Origin of the sequence: Acinetobacter sp. MF4642, assembly GCF_002018925.1 — a bacterium.
Taxonomy (GTDB): domain Bacteria; phylum Pseudomonadota; class Gammaproteobacteria; order Pseudomonadales; family Moraxellaceae; genus Acinetobacter; species Acinetobacter johnsonii.
Genome location: NZ_MVON01000040.1, coordinates 1 through 21,585 on the forward strand (window position 1 = coordinate 1; position 21,585 = coordinate 21,585).

Genomic DNA, 21,585 nt, shown 5'->3' on the forward strand with positions numbered 1-21,585 from the left:
TATTTCTGTAAGTTAAAAGAATTTAAACGTATAGCGATGCGTAGTTGTAAAACAGATACGAGTTTTGAAGCCATGATTCAACTGTGCGCGAGTTTAATTAACTCTCGGTAATTCTCAACAGACCCTAGTAAAAAAGACTACATTTTTGTGGTCTTTTTTATTTTAACAATATGACAAAATTATGACTCTCTTCCGTACTTTATAAACACAATCCACTTTCATGACTCTTTCAGAACTTAATTTATCGCTTTTTTCATGGATTAATGCTTCTCCTGAAGCCACTAATACCAGTATTCATTTTGCCATTTTCATCGCCAATGACCTGCTCTATTGTATGATTTTACTGTTTGCTTGGTTTTGGCTACGTGGTAACTATGACACTAAAAAACAGATATTGAAGGCGTTTATTTTTACCAGTATCGCCATTTTGATCAGCCAATGTATTTCTCATGTGTATTATCACCCACGGCCTTTTGTCATGGAGGTCGGACGCACTCTCATTTACCATGCACCCAATGGCTCTTTCCCGAGTGACCATATGCTGATTTTTAGCAGTATCGCCTTTTCTTATCTATTCTCTGCGCAGCGTAAAGTGGGAGCTTTTCTCTTGATTATGGCTTGGCTGGTTGCATGGTCACGTGTTTATCTTGGTGTGCACTTCCCTTTAGATATGCTCGGGGCTTTTCTATTGGCTTTTGCCTTAAACTTCTTTGGATTAAAGCTTTGGAATCTCTATAAAGAGAAAATCATGCAATGGGCACTCACCATTCACTTTTACTTATTTAAGCCCCTCATTCAAAAAGGCTATATCAAATAACTTTCACTTTAAAACAAAAAATCCCGCTCGAAAGCGGGATTTCTTTAATGCGTTTAAATCAGTAGATCGCCATGTGGTTTCGATGGATCATCTCAAGTGAACGTGCTTCACCTAGGACTTGGTGAACTTTATCTGACGCCAAGCCCTTTACCAACTCCGCAGAGCGCGAACTAAAGTTGACACGTCCAACCGCAACACGTCCGCCTTGGATATCAACACATTCAACCACGTCACCGCGTTCAAAATGCCCTTCCACAGCTTTCACACCAACTGGAAGTAAACTACGATGATTATCTTTAATCGCCTTGACAGCACCATCATCCAACACCAAACGACCCGCAGTTTGTAAGTGAGCTGCTAACCACTGTTGATGAGCAGTAATGCGGTCATTGTCAGTAATAAACAATGTCCCAAGCATTTCACCATCCATCAAACGTGCAAGCACATTGTCGCTTTCACCACTGGCAATCAGCGTTGGACAGCCAGACTTTGCAGCCAAGCGTGCTGCACGAACTTTGGTCAACATCCCACCACGACCAAACTTGCCGCCACCGCCAGCCATATCAAACAAGCTCTCATCTAAAGCACGCACGGTATGGAACAGTTTAGCGTCTGGATTTGAACGTGGGTCTGAGTCGAACATGCCTTGCTGATCAGTCAAAATAATTAACAAATCTGCATGCACTTGACCTGCAACCATCGCGGCCAACGTATCATTGTCACCAAAGCGAATTTCATCGGTCGAAACCGTGTCGTTTTCATTGATTACAGGAATCACATGCCATTCAATCAAGTTCTGTAAAGCGTCACATGAGTTCAAATAACGACGACGGTCTGCCAAGTCATCATGGGTTAATAACACTTGCGCAGTCTGAATGTGATATTTTTCAAGCACACTCGACCACGTATGAATAAGGCCCATCTGACCAATGGCAGCACACGCCTGAAGACTGGGTAGATCGGTGGGTCGGCTGTCTAGCTTCATACGAACCATACCTTCAGCCACAGCTCCTGACGACACCAGAATAATCTCATGTCCGGCATTGTGTAGATCTGCAATTTGTTTCGCCCAATGCGAAATTGCATCTATATCTAGACCTTGCCCATTTGCTGTGAGTAAAGATGATCCGATTTTAACAACGATTCGTTTACAAGCTTCGAGCTTACGTTGCCCATCTACCACTTCTATCATCTTGTCCTCAGTTACTCATTACGAGCTTAACGTACGTAAAACACTTCCATTTCGCCGTCATCTTCATCATCGTCTTCATCATCATCAGCCAACAGGCCTGCAAGACGTTGTTGGCGACGCATTTCACGATATGCTTCTTTAGCGGCAATAGTTTGTTCGCGTGTTTCAGCTTCAAGCTGCTCACGGAATGCTTTCACTTCTGCTGCATAATCAGGATCTTCAAGCTCACGTTCACGTTGTTGCTCAATTTGATCCATCAGGTAATACACAACTGGTTTTGTCCCTTCAGACATCAAACCTGAAGTTTTAAATACAGGGCCATCCCACTGCATTTCATCTAAGATATGCTGACACCATTCATCACGCGTATCATCTGCAAGTTGGTCAACTTTGTTTAACACTAGAACGATAGGTAACTTTGAAAGTGTCGGAGAGAATTTCTCTAATTCACCCAAGATCGCTTTTGCATTGTATGCAGGATCAGAACCATCAATCGGCTGAACATCCACAATGTGAAGCAAAATACGCGTACGCGCCAAGTGCTTTAAGAAACGAATACCAAGACCCGCACCTTCAGAAGCCCCTTCGATCAAGCCAGGAATATCCGCCATCACAAATGAACGGTGACTGTCTGCATCAACCACACCAAGGTTTGGAACCATCGTAGTAAATGGATAGTCTGCAACCTTAGGTTTTGCTGCTGATACGGCACGAATAAACGTCGATTTACCTGCATTTGGCATACCTAGTAAGCCAACATCGGCCAGTACTTTTAGCTCTAAACGAATTTCACGGAATTCACCTTTAAAACCATGGGTACACTTACGTGGCGAACGGTTCGTCGATGATTTAAAGTGAGTATTACCCAAACCACCATCACCACCCGCTGCAACAAGCACACGCTGACCACTTTCAACCAAGTCGCCAATAATGTCACCTGAGTCAGTATCAACAATGGTTGTACCTACAGGAACCTTTAATACTGTGTCTTCACCACCACGGCCTGCGCAGTTCGCGCCACGACCATTTTTAGCTCGCTCCGCACGGAAGCGGCGAGTATAACGGAAGTCTACAAGGGTACTGGTATTATCATCAGCTTCGATAAATACGCTACCACCACGACCACCATCACCACCGTCTGGACCACCAAAAGGTACGAATTTTTCACGGCGAAAACTGGCTACGCCATTGCCACCGTCGCCAGCCTCTACGGTAATGACTGCTTCATCAACAAAGCGCATGCTGCCAATCCTCTAAATACTTTAAAACCGCATATTCTGCCATATTTTACAAAATTTCTCGAATAGAATTATTCAGCGAAACATGAAATTTAGTCACAAAAATACCAAAATCTAACTTTTCGACACTTTTCACCTGATTTTATTCATTTTTTAATTTAAATGTGCTGAGCATTTAGTCATTAGATCGCTCTTCAACTCATTTTATTCAACCCTACTCAACTTTTACTTTCAAGAAGGACTTTCACATCAAAATAGCACACTAAAAGAATAGCTTGTTTGATAACAAGACTTTTCACAGCCTGAAATTTGAATCAGCTCTAATCCACTTCCGCACTCATGAGGAATTCACTCTTAAAATGCAATTAAGGATTATCACAACCAATCCACAATACTTGTTATCTTTTATTTTAAAGCTGCCACTCGTTCTTTGCTTTCTAGAATTTCAGGCAAACTTTTTTCAATCCACCCAATCAAATACATGGTTTTCTCAGCAGCTTGAGAACCCAAGATCGTCAATTGGTACTCTACTTTGGGCGGCACCACAGGATAGACCGTCCGTAGAATAAAGCCATCATGCTCAAGCGTTTTGAGCGTCTGAGAAAGCATTTTCTCACTCACGCCTTCTATACGCTGCTTGAGCTCACTAAAACGATGTACGCCATCACTTAAACAGCGCAACACCAGTACCGACCATTTACTCGTAAGATGCTCCAAAATTTCACGAGACGGACACTCCGTGGATAAAACTTGACCTAACAATTTGCTTGTCGCATAGGTGTGCATCATTTCTCTCCATTTGGTTTATTACTTACTTTTTGGTATGTACTTACATTTAGTAAGTTAACAGATTAAGATACAACCATCAAGTATAGAAAACAACCAACATAGGTGAATTATGAAAATTGCAATCACAGGTGCAACAGGACAACTTGGTAACCTCGTTATAGAGCAACTTTTGCAGCTGACTGCTGCCCAGAATATTGTTGCGCTGGTTCGTAAAATTGATAAAGCTGAACATTTCAAAGTCCAAGGTATTGAGCCGCGTGAGTTTGATTATGACCACCCTGAAACATTAGTTCCTGCTCTATCAGGAATAGATAAGTTATTACTCATTTCAGCCAATGAAATTGGTCGCCGTACACCTCAACACCAAGCAGTGATTGATGCTGCGAAAGTAGCAGGCGTACCTTATCTTGCTTATACCAGCTTACTTCGTGCAGATACGTCCCCACTCGGCTTAGCCCAAGAACACCGTGAAACCGAAAAACTAATTCAAGACAGTGGAATCACTTATACCTTCTTAAGAAATAACTGGTATAGCGAAAACTACCTTGCAGGTGTTGCTCATACTATTGAAATTGGGACGCTTTTTGGCGCAGCGAAAGACGGTCGAATTAGCTCAGCATCGCGTATAGATTATGCTGAAGCTGCAGCGAAAGTCTTAACCTCAACGGGCCATGAGAATAAAACCTATGAGCTAGCAGGTTCAGAAAGTTTTACTAAAGCTAATTTGGCTCAATTCATCAGTCAGGCAGCACATAAGCCAGTCATCTATCAAAATTTGTCCGCCGATGACCTGCGTCAAGGCTTAATTCAAGCCAGCCTCCCAGCACACTTGATCGATGTGATTGTGGATGCCGATGTGCAAACCGCCAAAGGCGCGATGTACTGCGACAGTAAAGACCTAGAACAATTGATTGGGCGTAAGACCACCAGTATTCAAGATGCGATCAAAGCCTCACTTTAAGTCACCCATTTAATCTTCACATTCAAACACCACCAATAATTGGTGGTGTTTTTTATGGATGAATGTTCTTCACGGGTAGTGTCATATTCATCTCCAAGTTCGCCGTCGTACTTCGCTCTATGTTGTACATGGTCGCATTGAAGTTTGCTATTTTTCGCATAGTCATTGGGTCATTCAAATTTAACTGTGGTGCAAACTGATGCAACACATGCAGTGGTACTTGCTCATCAAACTCCAAATAGACCAAGCCATTAAACATAATTTTGATTGGGATCTGATAGTCCTGCTTTAAATGAAATGGTACAGCCAGCTTAATCGGAATATCTAAAGTGAGTGGGAACTTAGGCAATAGTTTATTTTGATAAATTAAATCCGTATTGGTCTCCAACGACATGTTCTCATCAATGAGTACCTCAGTTTGATAATCAACCGATACTGAAACGGGTACTTCTACTTCAAACTCTAAATTTGCCAAATATTTCCCAGTCAAAGGCAGGTTGATTTTCTGATCAATTTTCAGCTGTGTATCTAAAGTCCCAACAGATTGGGTTTCTAAATAATTACCCACTTGGATTTTTGTCGGTAAGGAGTCTGATAGTTGAATTTGGGCTTCACTCGCAGACACTTGCATACTGGCTTGAATATTCAGGTACAACCAAAACAGCGCACCCACTAAAATTACAACACACACAAAACTCAGTACAAGCCGCTTCGCAGACTGGAATATCCACATACTCCCTCCTATGGCTTCACGTGTTCTTGAGGTAGAGGTTTTTCACGCAGTAATTGCAAGCTATTAAGTGGAATTTTCAACTCACCCTGCTTGATTTCAATTGGTAATGTATTTTGCACATCCACCGACGCTTTCAATGCCGTTTTAATTGGAACATTTAAATGTCCCTGTATTGGAATATTAGTTTTAACCACTCTATTGACTGGAATATGTAGGTTTTCTTTCAGCACGGTTTTCACAGGTGCATCAAATTTGAGGTGTACCTGCTGTTCAAGTGGCACATCGATATGAATCGGCACATCCAACTGAATAGGAATATTGCCTTTTAAAGGCAAAGTCACATCTCGCCCCATGACTTTCACTTGTACCTTGGTATCTACAGGCACATTCTGATTAATTTTCAAGGTTTAACGCACTGGAATGGTGGTTTTAATCAGAACCTAATTATCAAAATATACCTGTGGAGTCAGTGTTTGGGTCAGGGGAATATTCAGGTTTTCACGAATTGGAATTTCTGCATTGACGCACCCTGTGACATCCACATCTAAGGCATCATGAATTTTAACCTCAGCTTGTAAAGGCTCTTGCAGATCAATACTGACTTTTGATTTTCTAATGGAATATAAATATTAAAGTGTTTAAATATCCAAATAGCGATGAATACACCACAGATGATTGCTAACACAATAAATACCAATCCACTGAGCAGGTGTTTCACTTGCAAAGTCAAATTCCTTTTTTATTTTGATTCTTCATCTGACAAGCCTAATCCTTTTGTCAGCCCAGTCTGTTTACAGGTTATTCCAACCCGACTCGATAAATATATAAATGTCTATTTCGATAAAAACGTTCCAATTATTCTAAGTAAATAAGTCAGAATTAAGCATTGGCAACTCTTACCATGAAATTCAATACTTATGCCAATCCTGACATATATGTACAAATTTTATAAATCAGCAAGTAAAAAAAGAGCCTCATATGAGGCTCTTTTTGATCACTACTACAAATTATGCATTTGTTTCAGTAGGAATTTTAGGATAGCTTACGCCACCCATTTGCTCTGCAATACGTAATACTTGGCAGCTATAACCTACTTCGTTATCGTACCAAACATACGCAGTTAAACGGTTGCCCGAAGTAATGGTTGCTTGCGCATCAAATACACCAGCAGTACGCGAACCGATAAAGTCAGATGATACAACTTCAGTCGAGTTTGTATAACCGATCTGACCTTGAAGGCTAGAGCTGATTGAAATTTTACGAATGTATTCGTTCACTTCATCACGATCAACTTCTTTATCTAAAGTTAAGTTCAAAATCGCAAGTGAAACGTTTGGTGTTGGAACACGTACAGAGTTACCTGTCAGTTTACCTTGAAGTGCTGGAAGTGCTTTAGCAACCGCTTTAGCCGCACCAGTTTCAGTAATTACCATGTTCAATGTTGCAGCACGACCACGACGGTCTGCTTTATGGTAGTTGTCGATTAAGTTCTGGTCGTTTGTGAACGAGTGAACTGTTTCAACATGACCATTCAACACTGTGTATTTGTCATGCAAAACTTTAAGTGTTGGTGTAATTGCGTTGGTTGTACAGCTTGCAGCAGAGATAATGGTATCTTCATCAAGAATATCTGCTTGGTTCACACCAAATACAACATTCTTCATGTCGCCTTTACCTGGTGCAGTCAAGATCACACGTGCAGCACCTGGACACTTAAGGTGTTGAGCAAGACCTTCAGCATCACGCCATTTACCTGTGTTGTCGATCACTAACGCATTGCTAATACCATAATCGGTATAATCAACTTCAGTTGGGTTCGACGCATAAATCACTTTGATGAATTGACCGTTTGCAATGATTGCTTCGTTTTCTTCATCAACAGAAATCGTACCAGAGAATGGACCATGGATTGAGTCACGGCGTAATAAAGATGCACGTTTTTCCAAATCACCATCAGATGACTTACGAACCACAATCGCTTTTAGGTTCAAACCACGTCCAAGACCAGACTGACCAATCATTAAACGTGCAAGAATACGACCGATACGACCAAAACCATAAAGAACAACGTCACGACCTTCTACTGAAGTCGCACGACCTTCTACTGATTTAACAGCTGCTGCAACAAATGCATCAACATCGCCACCTTGCTCTTTAAAAGCAACGGCTAATTTGCCTAGATCAATTTCAGCAGTACCAATATTTTCAATTTTAGCCAACGCTTCAAGAATTGGGAACGTGTGTACAACTGAAAGCTCAACGTCCATCATACGAGTGAAACGGTGCGCTTTTAAAATTTGGATAACTGAACGGTTAACTAAAGAACGTCCAAACACTGAAACCACAATATTTTTTTCACGGTAAAGCTGACCGATCAAAGCGATCATTTGTTCCGCGATTTCTTCACGGTTTTTCCAGCGACCTTGGTGTTCTGCGTGTAGGGCGATGATAGTCTCTTTGCTCACAGATACGTCCTCTAATTAATTTAATCTAAGCGTAAATTTTAAAACCCAACAATTGTAAAGGATTTAGCGCCAAGTTTGAATCGAAAGCTGCAAATGCATGATGTTTTTTGTCGTATATCCATTATTAATTTAAGAAATGATTGCATTTAGTCTTATGATTTTGCAGTATAAAAATTAAAAAAATATTTTTTAGATAAAAAATAAACAGTTACGCAAATGATGTTTTATCAAACAGTCAACTATTCTTAAAGGGCAAGAAACAAATAAGAAACTTGCTTATCGCCCAAATTCTAGTGCAATGACAGCTCCAAACATCATCAAATTAGTCTGAATGGTGCTGTTTTTCAAAATGCTCAATATTTCGTTCGAGCTGTTTTTTATTTTGTTGCTGCTTATATAAATGCAACACACCTTCAATAATAAGCAATAAGACTGCGAACCAAATTGGAATATAAGTAAACCACTCACCTGCCTCTATACGCTCCCCCATGGCAACTGATGCTCCTGCCAGTAAAACAGGCTCCAAATAACTCAGCAAACCAAAGATCACAAAAGGTAAATAACGACTCGCAAGTATATAACTTCCAAGTCCCATCGCACTTAAGAAACCCAGTCCGATGACCGCCAAAATCAGGTGTGGAAACTGTTGTATCAAAGCCAAACTATCGCCATGCACAAAGCCCAAATAGAACGCGACAGGTAAAATTAGAAACAGATCCCACCAGAAGCCACCCAAATGATCCGTTTTACAAACACGGCGCAGGAAGAAATACAAAGGATAAGCCAAAGCGATATAGACTGTTTCCCATGCCATGCTACCAATACGCCAAATTTCATGTCCTACCCCTAGCACTGCAAGGGCTACCGCAGCCATTTGCCAGCGGGATAGTTTTTCCTTGTAAAGGATGCAACCAACCAACACCATGACCAAAGGCAGCAAAAAATAGCCAAGCGACACCTGTAGGCCGCGACCATTCATAGGTCCCCATAAAAATAGCCACAACTGCGTGGTACATAAAACCGAACTAAACAATAACAAAGCAAACATCCAAGGTTGTTTAAAGATACGCTTAAACAACTCCGAAATGAGTTTTAAATCACCACTCCACCACATGAATGCGGTTAAAAAGGGTAAGGTCGAAAGCATACGCCAAGCAAAAGTTTGCTCACTATCTAAAGGCTTTAAAAAAAAGGTATAAAAATACAAAACCCCAAAAGTGACGGATGCTAAAACCGATAGTGCGACACCTTTATACATCCTTCACCCCACATTGAATTACACGATTTTTTACTAGGTTCCGATTATAAAGCGTTCGACTGTATAAAGCTTTATTATTCAAGTTTTAAGATACGTATATGAAACTAAAAAAGCCATGCTTCAGCATGGCTTTCAAGACTTAATAAATTTTACTTTTGCAATTGTTTGGTATGAATCAGATCATTCAAGTCATAACCCACTGACTTTGCATATTCTAAGTATTCATTAATGACTTTTTGGTCTGGTTGTGGCGAACGAGAAAGCACCCACATATACTTACGTCGTGGCTCACCCACTAAAACCGTTTGATAGTCATCATCAATTTTTAATATCCAATAATCCCCGCGTGCCACAGGTAACCAACGCACCGCCTCAGGTAAAAAACTCACTTTCAACTTACTATTAAAAGGTGGGTTTTGTACAAATGCTTCACCTATGGACTGCATCAGCTTACCATCTTGAGCATAACAGCGGTTATCTACTGTCACATTGCCATTTTCATTCAGGGTATAAGTAGCCGAGACATTAGTTCCGCATTTATTTTGGAAGTACATGGGCTTACGTGCAATTTCGTACCAAACACCCAAATAACGGTCTAATTCAACCTTATCCACCACGGCTAAGGGTTTGCTCTGGGCGTAAGCCATGGTTGCCATGCCTAACCCGACTAAAACAGCACCACCTACAGCAATTTTGGCAAGTGTAAAACCCGCCTTTGGAAGATTTGCAGACATAAACTGTACCTTTAATATTTCAGAATTTATGATCTAAAAATAAACATCTCTTTAAAAAATAATGCTTTCTACCCAAATTACTGTAGCGTTATGTAAATGCAACTTAGGTTAGAAGTTGTGCTTTTAAGCGCAAAATTTCATCTCGCAGACGTGCAGCTTGCTCAAACTGTAACTCTTTAGAAGCTTTCAACATTTCTTTTTCCAGCTTGCTTAAGTGCTTGGCAAGAAGTTTCGGATCGGATAGCAAGTGCCGCTCATCTGCACTGAGCGTTTGGTGTTGATCAGTGATACCAATTTCAACTTGATCATCTGTCAGCACTTCACCTGTATCAATATCCTTTTTATTTTGTCTGATGGTGCTACGTGGAATAATGCCATGCAGCTCATTAAAGGCCATTTGTTTTTCACGACGACGGGCTGTTTCATCGATGGCTTTTTGCATCGAATCGGTAATCCGATCACCATATAAAATCGCTTTGCCTTTTACATTACGTGCTGCACGACCAATGGTTTGAATCAAAGACCGCTCAGAACGCAAGAAACCTTCTTTGTCCGCATCCAAAATCGCCACCAAAGACACTTCAGGCATGTCCAAGCCTTCACGTAGTAAGTTGATCCCGACGAGGACATCGTAGACACCTGAACGTAAGTCATGAATAATTTTCACCCGTTCAACGGTATCAATATCTGAGTGCAGATAGGCAACTTTGACTCCATACTCTTTCAAATACGAGCTTAAATCTTCTGCCATACGTTTGGTTAAGGTGGTTACCAAAACACGCTCATCTACATCTTTGCGGATATTGATCTCAGATAAGACATCATCAACTTGAGTCAATACCGGACGTACTTCAATTTCGGGGTCAATCAACCCTGTAGGACGAACCACCTGCTCAGCTATTTGCTCGGCTTTTTCAATCTCGTATTTGGCTGGTGTAGCACTGACATAAATCGTTGCTGGCGTAATCCGCTCCCATTCTTCAAACTGCATTGGGCGGTTATCTAGCGCACTAGGAAGACGGAAACCATAATTCACCAAGTTTTCTTTACGCGAACGGTCACCTTTATACATCGCGCCAATTTGCGGCACAGTCACGTGTGACTCATCAATAATTAGTAAGGCATCGTCAGGAACATAATCAAATAAGGTTGGCGGCGCTTCGCCCGCAGGACGACCGGATAAATGACGTGAATAGTTTTCAATACCGTTGGTATAGCCCAACTGCTGCATCATTTCTAAATCATAACGGGTACGTTGCTCAATTCGCTGTGCTTCAAGCAATTTGTCATGTGCACGAAAGAAACCTAAACGCTCTTTTAACTCTTCACGAATCGTGCCGATGGCGCGCTCTAAATTATCTTTCGGTGTTACATAGTGACTTTTTGGGTAAATGGTTACACGCGGAACTTTACGTACCAGTTTGCCTGTCAGTGGATCAAACCAACGAATCGAATCGACTTCATCATCAAACAACTCAATCCGAATCGCATGCTGATCCGATTCGGCAGGGAAAATATCAATAATTTCCCCACGAATACGATAGGTACCGCGTAAAAACTCAAGCTCATTACGGCTATATTGCATTTCCACCAAACGACGAATGATGTCATCACGTGCGATACGATCGCCCTGTACAATATGCAGCAGCATGCTCATATAGGCATTGGGGTCACCCAAACCATAAATAGCAGAAACTGAAGCAACAATAATTGCATCTCGACGCTCTAGGAGCGAACGTGTTGCAGATAAACGCATTTGGTCAATGTGGTCATTGATCGCTGAATCTTTTTCAATGAATGTGTCTGAAGATGGCACGTAGGCTTCAGGTTGGTAATAGTCATAATAACTAACAAAATATTCGACAGCATTGTTCGGAAAGAAAGATTTGAACTCACCATAAAGCTGTGCAGCTAAGGTTTTATTATGCGCCATGACAATGGTCGGACGTTGCGTCCGCGCAATCACGTTGGCCATGGTATAGGTTTTACCAGAACCCGTAACCCCAAGTAACAACTGGTCGTGATAGCCCTTTTCTATTCCAGCAACAAGCTTTTCGATGGCTTGCGGCTGATCACCTGCGGGTTGGTAATTGGTGACTAAATCAAAAGGTTGTTTCTCACTCACAGACATATCCCAAGATTTGCTTCTTCAACCGCCTATTTTAACAGATTCAATCCCGAGCAATTCTCGCTTTTAGATTTTTAATGTAATTTACTGAAAATATTACAAAGATTTTTCACTTGACCCCCCCGTATTTCAAAGGCAACATGAAGTGAAGAAGAGCGAAAAATCAGAGCCTATGACTTACCAATATCATGACGAAAGCATCGTCAAAAACCTAGATGAACATACCGTATTTGTGTTTGGTAGTAACATGGCAGGTCAACATGCTGATGGCGCTGCCCGAACTGCACTTGAACACTTTGGCGCAATCAAAGGCGTCGGACGTGGTTGGTCAGGGCAAAGTTATGCCATTCCCACTATGAACGAACACTTACAACAAATGCCGCTCTCGCAAATTCAACACTATATTGATGACTTTAAAATCTATACCAAAAATCATCCTAAAATAACTTACTTTCTAACCTCTATTGGCTGCGGTATTGCGGGTTATAAAGTTGAAGAAATTGCTCCTATGTTTAAAGGCATTTCTCATAATGTTATTTTCCCCGCATCATTTCGCCCATTTGTGGAAAGAACTCTGCCACGTCTAAGTAAAAAGTTTTTGCATACTATTTTTAACGATGCTGTGATTTTCAGTACCCAAAATGATGACATGCTGATTCAGCATTTGGCCTTAACCGATAATGAAAAAAGTTTAGCCAAAATTATTCTCAACACACGCATGTATCCAACCGACAGTAATGGCCGTGATCGTGTGTTTGAAATTGAAGATATTTTACATGCGCTGTCTGGGAAAATATTTGATTTTGAGACCAATGCTGAGGGACGCATGCTGTTTGGTGGCGCCATTTTAGCACTTTTGGAACTTTATAATATTAACGAGCAAGACTTCATTGAAGTTTGGCAAGGCACACGAGAAATCGCACCTCCGAAGCCTGAACATCGTGCGCGAAAAGCCTTACGTTAAATCCAGTCTTCTCAAAAAAGCCAATCTATCAGATTGGCTTTTTTCGTTAAAAATAATAGAACTGTTGAAGACTTCCCATATCCTCCAATCGCCAACTACTACAAAAAAATGTGACAGTACTGTTTCCACTTTTCTATTTTTAACTTTTAAAGGTTCACTTACACACTGAATCATAATCATACTTTTCAAAAATTTAAAAAAATCATGAGAATAAATAGACAGCTTAAAGCTCTAAAATCCAAGAGAAACAAGCATACTCTTTTCAATATAGCTATTGCCGTTGTCATGCTGATTGCATTTTATCAACTGCCTCAGTTTCAAGATTTTAATTTTATAAATCTATCCCCTGTATATTTTATCTTTGTTATTTGCTTATCCTTCCTCAAAAAGATAAAGAACGAACAACCGAAAAAGAACAACCTCCTCTTAAATATTTTATTCATGACGGCGCCCTTCTTCATCATTAATGTTTTTGCACTTTCCAGTCTCAGCAAATTTACCGACTATTCAGCTGTGCGTATTGCAAACCACATACCCAACCCACAACACGTCGAGGGACAAATTCTATTAAATAGCTACACTGTGGGCTCTGGGCGCAATAAATCACATTATGAAGATGTTGTGTTAAATGAACCCTCTCAGCAGCAACCACTAAGACTGGTCTGTAATTTTATGGATCGCTTTAAAAGCTGCCCACTCTTAGAAAACTTTCAACAACAAAAAGTCAGTATCCGTTATTACACTGACAGTCGCCAGTTTATCTACCCAGAAATTTTAGTGTTATCGGTCACAGCAGACAACACAACCATCAGCAGCCAAGACTTCATGCAGATCTACCAACAACAACGAAAGAATTTTTTGATTTATTTATTCTTCATGGTATTGATTCCAAACCTATTGGTAATCAATTTATTTTGGCGCGACCATCAATATCAACAATCACAAACTTTTCGCTATAGACCTCAAAGCATTTAGCGCTTATCGCTATCAGCATACACGCTCTTTAAACTCCAAAACTATTGGAGCTTATACACTTTCTATGAGCAATCAATATACATTTTTTGACTAAATCCCACCATAAACTCACATAAATTTTAAAAATAACTTTTTTTATCACATTATTTTAAAAAGTTTTTTAGCGCTTATACTGCTTTAAATTCCAACATAAAAACGAGATATAAATGCAATTATTGGACTCTCCTATTTTTGAATTATCTCCCATTGCCATGTGGTTAGAAGACTTTAGCGAAGTACAAAAACAATTCGATCTTTGGCGGAGTGAAGGTGTTGAAGATATTACGTCTTTTCTGTTGGAAGACAAATCACGTATTTTAAGTTGTGCGCATAAAATTAAAGTCCTGCATGTCAACCCGCAAACCTTAAAACAATTTGAAGCCGAAAGTTTTGAAGATTTAACTGCGAACCTTGCGCAAATTTTTAAAGCAGATATGTCAAGCACTCATTTAAATGAGCTGGTCGCACTTTGGAATGGTGAAACTTTATTTGAAAATACTGCTGTAAATTATACACTTACAGGTCATCGCCTTGACATTCGCCTGCGCGGGACGGTGCTCCCTGGTCATGAACATGATCTTTCATTGGTTTTGATCACCACGGAAGACATCACGCCTTATGCCAATGCACAACGTTTAGAAGAAAAAAGTCGTTTAATTGCTGAAGCACGTTTTCAATATTCGCCTACTTCACTTTGAGTCGAGGACTTTAGCCGAGTCAAAGCACGTTTAGATCATTTACGTCGTTTGGGGATCAGTGACTTTAAAACCTTCCTTGATGTCCACAATGACTTTATTAATGAATGCCTCAGAGACATCATGGTTACTGATGTAAACCAAGCCACACTCGATTTGTTTGCTGCACGTGACAAAGACCATTTACTTAAAAATTTGCATAAAGTCTTTCAGAACGAAACCCAACAGACCTTTCGACATCAGTTGCTCGAACTATGGGATGGCAATATTCAACATAACTGCGAAGCGGTCAACTACGCGCTCGATGGCAGTATTCGCCATGTGCTGTTACATTTTGCCGTGTTTCCAGGCTTCGAAGACGATTGGGGTATGGTTCAACTGGCGCTCACAGATATTACTGCACGTAAAAAAGCCGAAAATTATCTTGAATACTTAGGCAAGCATGATGTCTTAACCAAACTTTATAACCGCTCTTTCTACAGCACTGAAATCAACCGACTTGAGCGCAATAACCTGCGCCCTGTGTCTTGTATTTTCCTTGATATGAATGGCTTAAAAGCTATCAATGACAACCTCGGCCATGATCAAGGCGATAGCTTATTACGCCGTATGGGGAATACCCTGAATCAGTTAATTGAAAATACACAATACTCTGCGTCAAGGATCGGTGGTGATGAATTCGTGGTGTTATTACCTGCCGCCGATGAAGCCGCATTGAACCACTGTATTGAAAGTTTACATGAACTCTTAATGGTGGATAACCAATTTAATAATCATCAACCGATTAGTGTGTCGGTTGGCACTGCCACCAGCCAGCCAAATGAGCGGGTTGAAGATATGCTTAAACGTGCCGACACTGCGATGTATGAACACAAAAAAACCTACTATGCAGAAAATGATCGACGGGTTAGCAATTACAACCCAGCGAATGATCAATAAAAAAGCGCCCTGTTTAGGGCGCTTTTTTATCTCAATGGCGAATCAACGTTTACCCATTGAACGACGGGTGCCACGTGGTGGCATCCAAGTACGATCTGCATACTGTTCAGGTTTTGGACGAACCTGATTATGTGCAACATCGTCAGCACTTTGTTCTGCATTTGGCATTGGGAATGGGAGATTCACCAAAGGTTTTTTTGAAGTAGGCTGTTGCTTACTCATGACCATCACTCTCATCAAATTGCGCTTATTTTAAAGTTTTTTTCATAAAGATGCGAGAAACTTCCTAATTCTGTACATTTTTGAAATCATCACTTCAAAATTGAATTTTTTTTATGTTTTTTGCAGAAAATCTGTGTTTTTAAACGCCTTGCTTGAGTTTTTTAAGCTAAGATAGTGTGCTTTTTATTTTTTAAACCCTATAAGAAGGAATACTGCCGTGGACGTACGTCTCTCTGATCGTGTGAATGCCATCAAACCGTCCCCAACTCTTGCTGTTACCAACAAAGCTGCTGAATTAAAAGCGGCAGGCAAGAACGTTATTGGCTTGGGCGCAGGTGAACCTGACTTCGACACCCCACAACACATCAAAGATGCAGCAATTGCAGCGATTAACAACGGTTTCACAAAGTACACCGCTGTAGATGGTACGCCTGGCCTTAAAAAAGCGATTATTGCAAAATTCAAGCGTGACAATAACCTTGATTATGCTGCAAACCAAATTTTGGTTTCTTGTGGCGGCAAGCAGTCATTCTTTAACTTAGCATTAGCTTTGTTAAACAAAGGTGATGAAGTGATCATCCCTGCACCATTTTGGGTAAGCTACCCAGATATGGTGATTATCGCTGAAGGTGTTCCTGTTATTGTAAAATGTGGTGAAGAACAACGTTTCAAAATCACACCTGCTCAACTTGAAGCAGCGATCACAGACAAAACTCGTTTAGTGGTTTTAAACAGTCCATCAAACCCAACAGGTATGATCTACACTAAAGCTGAATTGGAAGCTTTGGCTGACGTTCTTCGTAAATACCCAGAAGTTTATATCGCTTCTGATGATATGTACGAACCAATCCGTTGGGATGACGAATTCTATAACATCGCAACTGTTGCACCAGACCTTTATGACCGCACAATCGTGTTAAACGGTGTGTCTAAAGCGTATGCAATGACTGGCTGGCGTATTGGCTATGCAGCGGGCCCTGCTAAGCTTATTGGCGCAATGAAAAAAATCCAATCGCAATCAACTTCAAACCCAACTTCTATTTCACAAGTTGCTGCTGAAGCTGCGTTGAATGGTCCTCAAGACGTTCTTGAGCCTATGATTGAAGCATTCAAACGCCGTCATGACTTAGTTGTTAGCGGTTTGAACGACATCAACGGTATTTCTTGCTTACCTGCTGATGGTGCATTCTATGCATATGCAAACATCCGTCCATTGATTCGTGCGAAGGGCTTAAAATCTTGCACAGAATTCTCTGAATGGTTATTGGAAGAAACTGGCGTTGCCGTAGTTCCTGGTGATGCATTCGGCTTAGGCGGTTTCATGCGTATTTCTTATGCAACTGCTGATGACGTACTTGTAGATGCGCTTGCACGTATCAAGAAAGCAGCTGATTCAATCGAAGGCGTAGATGCTGCGATTGCTTCAATTGCTGCTGAAAAATAATTTAACCCTTTAAAGTTAGATTAGAGAAACCCGCGAACTTCGCGGGTTTTTTATTTTTTAACAAAATCTGAAAAATTTGCTCTTAAGCCCGTTTAAATAATTTTAGAGCCGTGTATTACCAGCAGAATCTATTGTATCTACGTCTTTCTTGCTCGATGACGCCGAGATCACCAAGGCAATGCCTGCTAAAATAATCGTCGCAGAAATAATGATTCGGAAACTCAACGCTTCCCCAATAAACAATGCACCGCCAATAATCGCCAAACAAGGCACTGACAATTGCACGCTACTGGCCGTCACCCGGTCAATCTGCTTCACAATGCCATACCAAAGCACATATGCCCCACTCGATGCTAAACCACCAGATAAGAGTGCCAACAGCATACCTTTTGGGTTAATAAAACTCTGTGTGTAAAACAACAAATAGACCAAGACAACAAAAGGAATCGCCATTACAAAATTTGCCAAGCTACTGGCCAGTGGATTATGCATATTTTTACCTGCGATGCTATACATCGCCCAACCTATGCCTGAAAGTACCATCAATGCAGCATAGCCTAAAGGAGGTGCCGAGGCCCCTGGTAGCAATAAAATCAAAAGACCTAAAATAGCGATCACCAGCCCCAACCCGCGTCGCAAATTGATTTTTTCACCATGACACAGGCCATAACTGACCATACTTAACTGCACTGTCCCAAACAGTAGTAATGCACCTACACCCGCGTCGATATGCAAATAGGCCAGTGAAAAAGCCACAATATATAAGGCAAGAAAAAATCCATTTTTTACACTCCACTCTATTTTGGCCTTATGAGTAGAAAGCATATGCAGTAGAAATAACACCATTGCACCGCTACAGACCCGAAGTAAGCTAAAACTCATCGGATCAATCTGCTGCTCAGCCAACGCTAAACGACATAGCACCGAATTGGCTGCAAAGGCCAACATTGCAATGGAAATTTTAAGCAGCATGTTTGAGCGTCCTTATTCAACAGCCTGCTTTAGATATATCGAATATATCTTATTAAATCTAGAGAGTTTTTCTCATGAAATTTATCAGCAATATCAATGTGCAACTCAGATGATTCAACCTGAATACCTTATTATTTAGCATCATCTGGTGAAAATAAAGCAATCACATCAGCTTCCGTGAGCTGCTCTGTAGAATACTTGAATTGGTAAAAATCAGGCTTATTATCAATATAAATTTCTGTTATAAGTTTTAAATCTTTTGGCTGTTCTTCCATCGCAAATACATTGATATTGCAATAGCTGCCGTCCTGAGTTCGCCAAAAAAGCGACGTGCCACATTCGCTACAAAAACCTCGCTCACCCCAGTCTGATGATTTGAATAATTTTAAATATTCTTGATTGTCAAACTTTAAACTACTGGGTTCGACATCAATACTCATGAGCACCCCGCTCGACTGCTGGCGGCACATCGAACAATGACAAGCATGAACATCATAATTTTTGAGTGCGGCTTGGAACTTAGTTTTACCGCATAAACAGGACACGTTCATTGTGAGTTCCTTCTTCATGTGAAGACTGTGTAAAATGACTAAAACCTTGTTTATCTTATATATAAATAAAAAACAAAAGAGTGTATAAATTTTGTGCACCATTTTAAAACAATGCTCACGTTTAGGCTGCTCCGTTCTATCAACACTCAAATTATCAAAATGAATACGCTTACACCATTTGCGCACAATATGTTCACAGCATGAGCTCCATCCGTGATTACGATTTCGTTGATTTTTTTACTGATCAATCCAATGCTGAATATTGACGAAAAGACTGAATTTTGTTTAATTGGATAACAAGTTCCAAAAAGGAACTCATAGATAAATATAGGAATGAACAAGATGAATCCCAAAGAAATGACAGGACTACAACTCTTAGAAGCCATGTGTACAGGAAAAATTCCACCTGCAAGTATCAGTGAAACCATTCCCATGCAGCCTTTTGAAGTTTCTGAAGGGAAAATTAGCTTTAAAGCAAAAGCAGATCATCGCCATTTAAACCCGCTTGGTGGCGTGCATGGTGGCTTTGCAGCAACAGTACTCGACTCAGTGACGGGTTGTGCCGTACATACTATGCTTGAAGCTGGTGTTGGCTATGGCACCATTGATCTGAATATTAAAATGTGCCGACCGATTCCAAGAGACAAAGAACTACTTGCCATCGGCAGCGTGATCAACATCAGTAAGAACTTAGGTATTTCTGAAGGTAAAATTGTAGATGAAGACGGTAAACTCTACGCCCATGCCACAGCCACCTGTATGATTATTCGCCCCTAAAAACGAAAGGCACTGATAAATTTCAGTGCCTTTTTTACGCCAAAGCAAACTTTAATGCAGTATGACAGATCAAATTGCGGTTTTAAACGTCTTCAGCGTCTGCAATTTTGAGGCATTAGGACGCTCAACTCCTTTATAAATACAATAGTATTTAAACGCGCTGTCTAAACTTACGTCTAAGCTTTTACCTTCAGCAGCAGACCAGACTTTTGAACGATTATTGCCTGATAAAGCACTGCCTGACAACTGATACAAATACAGATCATGTTCTCGCTGCACAGTCTTTTTAAGAGTACTGGTCGACTGTGTTGAAAGCAACTGACAAGGACTGTTGACCAGCCAACGCTCACTAAACCAAAGTTGTAATAAATCACCCAAATACAAATCTGTACACCCGACTGGCCAAACATCAATATAGGCAGACTCTACAGGGGTATAGTATTGTTCAGGGTCTGAAATAATTGAGAGATACTGATTTTGATAATCAGCTAGGTTTGCAAAAATATCGGAAATGGTAAGCGTATTCATTCGCTTTCTCCTGTTTAGCCATTTTAGTGCTGGCAAGTTGGTTATAAATCCACACTGTTTAAGTTTTCACTTAAACGCTCTGTTGTTGAAATCAGACTATCAACGACTTTTCAACATTGCAAGCACTTCAATACGATTTTTTTTGAAAATGATTTTTTTGTTCAAATAAAAAGCATCCAATATAAAAATGACAGCAACATGACATTTTAGACTTGACCCACTATGAAATGTCCTTATAATCGCATGCAGATTCTCCAATAGCTCAGTCGGTAGAGCGACGGACTGTTAATCCGCAGGTCCCTGGTTCGAGCCCAGGTTGGAGAGCCAAATTCAAGAAAGCCCACACTATATGTTGTGGGCTTTCTTCTTTTCTACGTCTTAAAAGTTTCGCTGCTTAAGATGTAAATCTTCCAGCTAAACCCAACAGAAAGCCAGAACTAAACCATTATCGAAAAATAACTTATCTTAAAAATACCCAAAAATGATTCACAAGAAAAATCATGAGTACATTTAAAACACATATGGATGTTCGTTCAGATCACTTCCCGATCACAGCAACTGAAATGAAAAAATAGGAAGGATAAATTATTGGTGAACTATTAGCCCAACATCTTGCTGAACAATTCAATCAACAACAACTCGCAATCGCTGCAATTCACAATGAAGATTTAGGATACTTACTTAGTTTTAGTCATCCCACTTATAAAGATATTCTTATTAGATGTAATCGTTATGAGCAAAATGACAACTTATTTTTAATTTTTATTCACCCACTACAGCCAATCATTAAAAAACATTTTTTTAAGAAAATAGATCTTTCAACCCAATTAAGTCATGTCTCTGAAATTTTGCAAAATACTCTTTCTGATGCAACAATTTTTCATGAGGTGCAATGGTGGAACGTGGAAGATATAAAAAAGTACAATAAATCATCGTCTAAATTCTAAGCACACCTACTCAAATAACTCATTCCACTAACTCATATTTCGCGATTTTATTGAAAGAAATTACAGCTCTCAATACATCATATCTACCCATGTCTTGTCCTGAAATAGATTGACAGTATTCCACTTCAAACCGAGTTAAGCAATTAGCTCGGTTTTAGTTTGCTCATACATCTGATTCGGGGTGTTCATATTTAAACTTAAATGTGGTCTATAGCAA

General features: G+C 40.3%; 18 protein-coding genes, 1 tRNA gene and 2 pseudogenes. 8 read left to right on the top strand and 13 right to left on the bottom strand.

The window, feature by feature from the left end; translation table 11 throughout:
- The first annotated feature begins 220 nt into the window (after positions 1-220).
- On the top strand, positions 221-817 hold the full coding sequence (locus MF4642_RS14975; RefSeq protein ID WP_078426719.1) for a phosphatase PAP2 family protein: 597 nt from the start codon (positions 221-223) through the stop codon (positions 815-817).
- 58 nt (positions 818-875) lie between these two features.
- On the opposite strand, the gene proB is transcribed toward MF4642_RS14975, so the two are convergent.
- From proB to MF4642_RS14990, 3 genes are all read right to left on the bottom strand, one after another.
- The gene (gene proB, locus MF4642_RS14980; protein ID WP_078426720.1) at positions 876-2,009 is read right to left on the bottom strand and encodes a glutamate 5-kinase; all 1,134 of its coding nucleotides are present in this window, start codon (positions 2,007-2,009) and stop codon (positions 876-878) included.
- 26 nt (positions 2,010-2,035) lie between these two features.
- Complete coding sequence (gene cgtA, locus MF4642_RS14985) at positions 2,036-3,250, bottom strand: Obg family GTPase CgtA (protein WP_004980365.1); 1,215 nt, start codon at positions 3,248-3,250, stop codon at positions 2,036-2,038.
- A 402-nt stretch (positions 3,251-3,652) separates the two neighbouring features.
- Positions 3,653-4,033: a winged helix-turn-helix transcriptional regulator gene (locus MF4642_RS14990; protein ID WP_004980366.1), complete on the bottom strand. Its 381-nt coding sequence runs from the start codon at positions 4,031-4,033 to the stop codon at positions 3,653-3,655.
- 112 nt (positions 4,034-4,145) lie between these two features.
- Between MF4642_RS14990 and MF4642_RS14995 the strand changes: the two genes are divergently transcribed.
- The gene (locus MF4642_RS14995) at positions 4,146-4,997 is read left to right on the top strand and encodes an SDR family oxidoreductase (RefSeq protein ID WP_078426721.1); all 852 of its coding nucleotides are present in this window, start codon (positions 4,146-4,148) and stop codon (positions 4,995-4,997) included.
- A 52-nt stretch (positions 4,998-5,049) separates the two neighbouring features.
- Here MF4642_RS14995 and MF4642_RS15000 read toward each other — a convergent pair whose 3' ends face one another.
- The 6 genes and pseudogenes from MF4642_RS15000 to uvrB all read right to left on the bottom strand — a co-directional run bounded on the left by MF4642_RS15000 (position 5,050) and on the right by uvrB (position 12,312).
- Positions 5,050-5,730, bottom strand: a complete 681-nt coding sequence (locus tag MF4642_RS15000; protein ID WP_078426722.1) for a hypothetical protein — start codon at positions 5,728-5,730, stop codon at positions 5,050-5,052.
- Positions 5,731-5,738: 8 nt separating this feature from the next.
- Positions 5,739-6,454, bottom strand: a pseudogene (locus MF4642_RS15005) (MFS transporter).
- Positions 6,455-6,737: 283 nt separating this feature from the next.
- Positions 6,738-8,195: a glyceraldehyde-3-phosphate dehydrogenase gene (locus MF4642_RS15010; protein ID WP_004693633.1), complete on the bottom strand. Its 1,458-nt coding sequence runs from the start codon at positions 8,193-8,195 to the stop codon at positions 6,738-6,740.
- Between the two features lie 322 nt (positions 8,196-8,517).
- Positions 8,518-9,453, bottom strand: a complete 936-nt coding sequence (gene rarD / locus MF4642_RS15015; RefSeq protein WP_078426723.1) for an EamA family transporter RarD — start codon at positions 9,451-9,453, stop codon at positions 8,518-8,520.
- A gap of 149 nt (positions 9,454-9,602) precedes the next feature.
- Positions 9,603-10,187 carry a lipocalin family protein gene (locus MF4642_RS15020; protein ID WP_062032419.1) on the bottom strand — a complete coding sequence of 195 codons (585 nt, stop codon included), beginning with the start codon at positions 10,185-10,187 and terminating at the stop codon, positions 9,603-9,605.
- A 103-nt stretch (positions 10,188-10,290) separates the two neighbouring features.
- Positions 10,291-12,312 carry an excinuclease ABC subunit UvrB gene (gene uvrB, locus MF4642_RS15025; RefSeq protein ID WP_078426730.1) on the bottom strand — a complete coding sequence of 674 codons (2,022 nt, stop codon included), beginning with the start codon at positions 12,310-12,312 and terminating at the stop codon, positions 10,291-10,293.
- Positions 12,313-12,487: 175 nt separating this feature from the next.
- Here uvrB and MF4642_RS15030 point away from each other — a divergent pair, with 175 nt between their 5' ends.
- The 3 genes and pseudogenes from MF4642_RS15030 (at position 12,488) to MF4642_RS15045 (ending at position 15,927) form a co-directional block, all read left to right on the top strand.
- Complete coding sequence (locus MF4642_RS15030) at positions 12,488-13,279, top strand: hypothetical protein (protein WP_078426724.1); 792 nt, start codon at positions 12,488-12,490, stop codon at positions 13,277-13,279.
- 441 nt (positions 13,280-13,720) lie between these two features.
- Entirely contained in the window at positions 13,721-14,254 is a 534-nt protein-coding gene (locus MF4642_RS15040; protein WP_078426726.1) for a hypothetical protein, read from the top strand.
- A 206-nt stretch (positions 14,255-14,460) separates the two neighbouring features.
- Positions 14,461-15,927 (top strand): annotated as a pseudogene (locus MF4642_RS15045) (diguanylate cyclase domain-containing protein).
- Between the two features lie 42 nt (positions 15,928-15,969).
- On the opposite strand, the gene MF4642_RS15050 reads toward MF4642_RS15045, so the two are convergent.
- Positions 15,970-16,149: a hypothetical protein gene (locus MF4642_RS15050; protein WP_004693646.1), complete on the bottom strand. Its 180-nt coding sequence runs from the start codon at positions 16,147-16,149 to the stop codon at positions 15,970-15,972.
- A 217-nt stretch (positions 16,150-16,366) separates the two neighbouring features.
- On the opposite strand from MF4642_RS15050, the gene MF4642_RS15055 reads away from it, so the two are divergent.
- Positions 16,367-17,593, top strand: a complete 1,227-nt coding sequence (locus tag MF4642_RS15055; RefSeq protein ID WP_004693649.1) for a pyridoxal phosphate-dependent aminotransferase — start codon at positions 16,367-16,369, stop codon at positions 17,591-17,593.
- 102 nt (positions 17,594-17,695) lie between these two features.
- Here MF4642_RS15055 and MF4642_RS15060 read toward each other — a convergent pair whose 3' ends face one another.
- Both MF4642_RS15060 and MF4642_RS15065 read right to left on the bottom strand, forming a co-directional pair.
- Positions 17,696-18,565: a DMT family transporter gene (locus tag MF4642_RS15060; protein ID WP_078426727.1), complete on the bottom strand. Its 870-nt coding sequence runs from the start codon at positions 18,563-18,565 to the stop codon at positions 17,696-17,698.
- A gap of 131 nt (positions 18,566-18,696) precedes the next feature.
- A complete protein-coding gene (locus MF4642_RS15065; protein ID WP_078426728.1) occupies positions 18,697-19,116 on the bottom strand; it encodes a GFA family protein in 420 nt (139 codons plus the stop codon).
- Between the two features lie 342 nt (positions 19,117-19,458).
- Here MF4642_RS15065 and MF4642_RS15070 point away from each other — a divergent pair, with 342 nt between their 5' ends.
- On the top strand, positions 19,459-19,893 hold the full coding sequence (locus tag MF4642_RS15070) for a PaaI family thioesterase (RefSeq protein WP_062032408.1): 435 nt from the start codon (positions 19,459-19,461) through the stop codon (positions 19,891-19,893).
- A gap of 69 nt (positions 19,894-19,962) precedes the next feature.
- Here MF4642_RS15070 and MF4642_RS15075 read toward each other — a convergent pair whose 3' ends face one another.
- Positions 19,963-20,421, bottom strand: coding sequence for a hypothetical protein (locus MF4642_RS15075; RefSeq protein ID WP_078426729.1), 459 nt, complete (start codon positions 20,419-20,421; stop codon positions 19,963-19,965).
- 251 nt (positions 20,422-20,672) lie between these two features.
- Between MF4642_RS15075 and MF4642_RS15080 the strand changes: the two genes are divergently transcribed.
- Positions 20,673-20,748 (top strand) — tRNA-Asn (locus tag MF4642_RS15080).
- Positions 20,749-21,585: the final 837 nt, after the last annotated feature.

Excerpts from the sequence above, each read along its gene's own strand:
- MF4642_RS14975 (WP_078426719.1), top strand. The coding sequence starts at position 221 with ATGACTCTTTCAGAACTTAATTTATCGCTTTTTTCATGGATTAATGCT.
- proB (WP_078426720.1), bottom strand. The coding sequence starts at position 2,009 with ATGATAGAAGTGGTAGATGGGCAACGTAAGCTCGAAGCTTGTAAACGA.
- cgtA (WP_004980365.1), bottom strand. The coding sequence starts at position 3,250 with ATGCGCTTTGTTGATGAAGCAGTCATTACCGTAGAGGCTGGCGACGGT.
- MF4642_RS14990 (WP_004980366.1), bottom strand. The coding sequence starts at position 4,033 with ATGCACACCTATGCGACAAGCAAATTGTTAGGTCAAGTTTTATCCACG.
- MF4642_RS14995 (WP_078426721.1), top strand. The coding sequence starts at position 4,146 with ATGAAAATTGCAATCACAGGTGCAACAGGACAACTTGGTAACCTCGTT.
- MF4642_RS15000 (WP_078426722.1), bottom strand. The coding sequence starts at position 5,730 with ATGTGGATATTCCAGTCTGCGAAGCGGCTTGTACTGAGTTTTGTGTGT.
- rarD (WP_078426723.1), bottom strand. The coding sequence starts at position 9,453 with ATGTATAAAGGTGTCGCACTATCGGTTTTAGCATCCGTCACTTTTGGG.
- MF4642_RS15020 (WP_062032419.1), bottom strand. The coding sequence starts at position 10,187 with ATGTCTGCAAATCTTCCAAAGGCGGGTTTTACACTTGCCAAAATTGCT.
- MF4642_RS15030 (WP_078426724.1), top strand. The coding sequence starts at position 12,488 with ATGACTTACCAATATCATGACGAAAGCATCGTCAAAAACCTAGATGAA.
- MF4642_RS15040 (WP_078426726.1), top strand. The coding sequence starts at position 13,721 with ATGACGGCGCCCTTCTTCATCATTAATGTTTTTGCACTTTCCAGTCTC.
- MF4642_RS15050 (WP_004693646.1), bottom strand. The coding sequence starts at position 16,149 with ATGAGTAAGCAACAGCCTACTTCAAAAAAACCTTTGGTGAATCTCCCA.
- MF4642_RS15060 (WP_078426727.1), bottom strand. The coding sequence starts at position 18,565 with ATGCTGCTTAAAATTTCCATTGCAATGTTGGCCTTTGCAGCCAATTCG.
- MF4642_RS15065 (WP_078426728.1), bottom strand. The coding sequence starts at position 19,116 with ATGAACGTGTCCTGTTTATGCGGTAAAACTAAGTTCCAAGCCGCACTC.
- MF4642_RS15070 (WP_062032408.1), top strand. The coding sequence starts at position 19,459 with ATGAATCCCAAAGAAATGACAGGACTACAACTCTTAGAAGCCATGTGT.
- MF4642_RS15075 (WP_078426729.1), bottom strand. The coding sequence starts at position 20,421 with ATGAATACGCTTACCATTTCCGATATTTTTGCAAACCTAGCTGATTAT.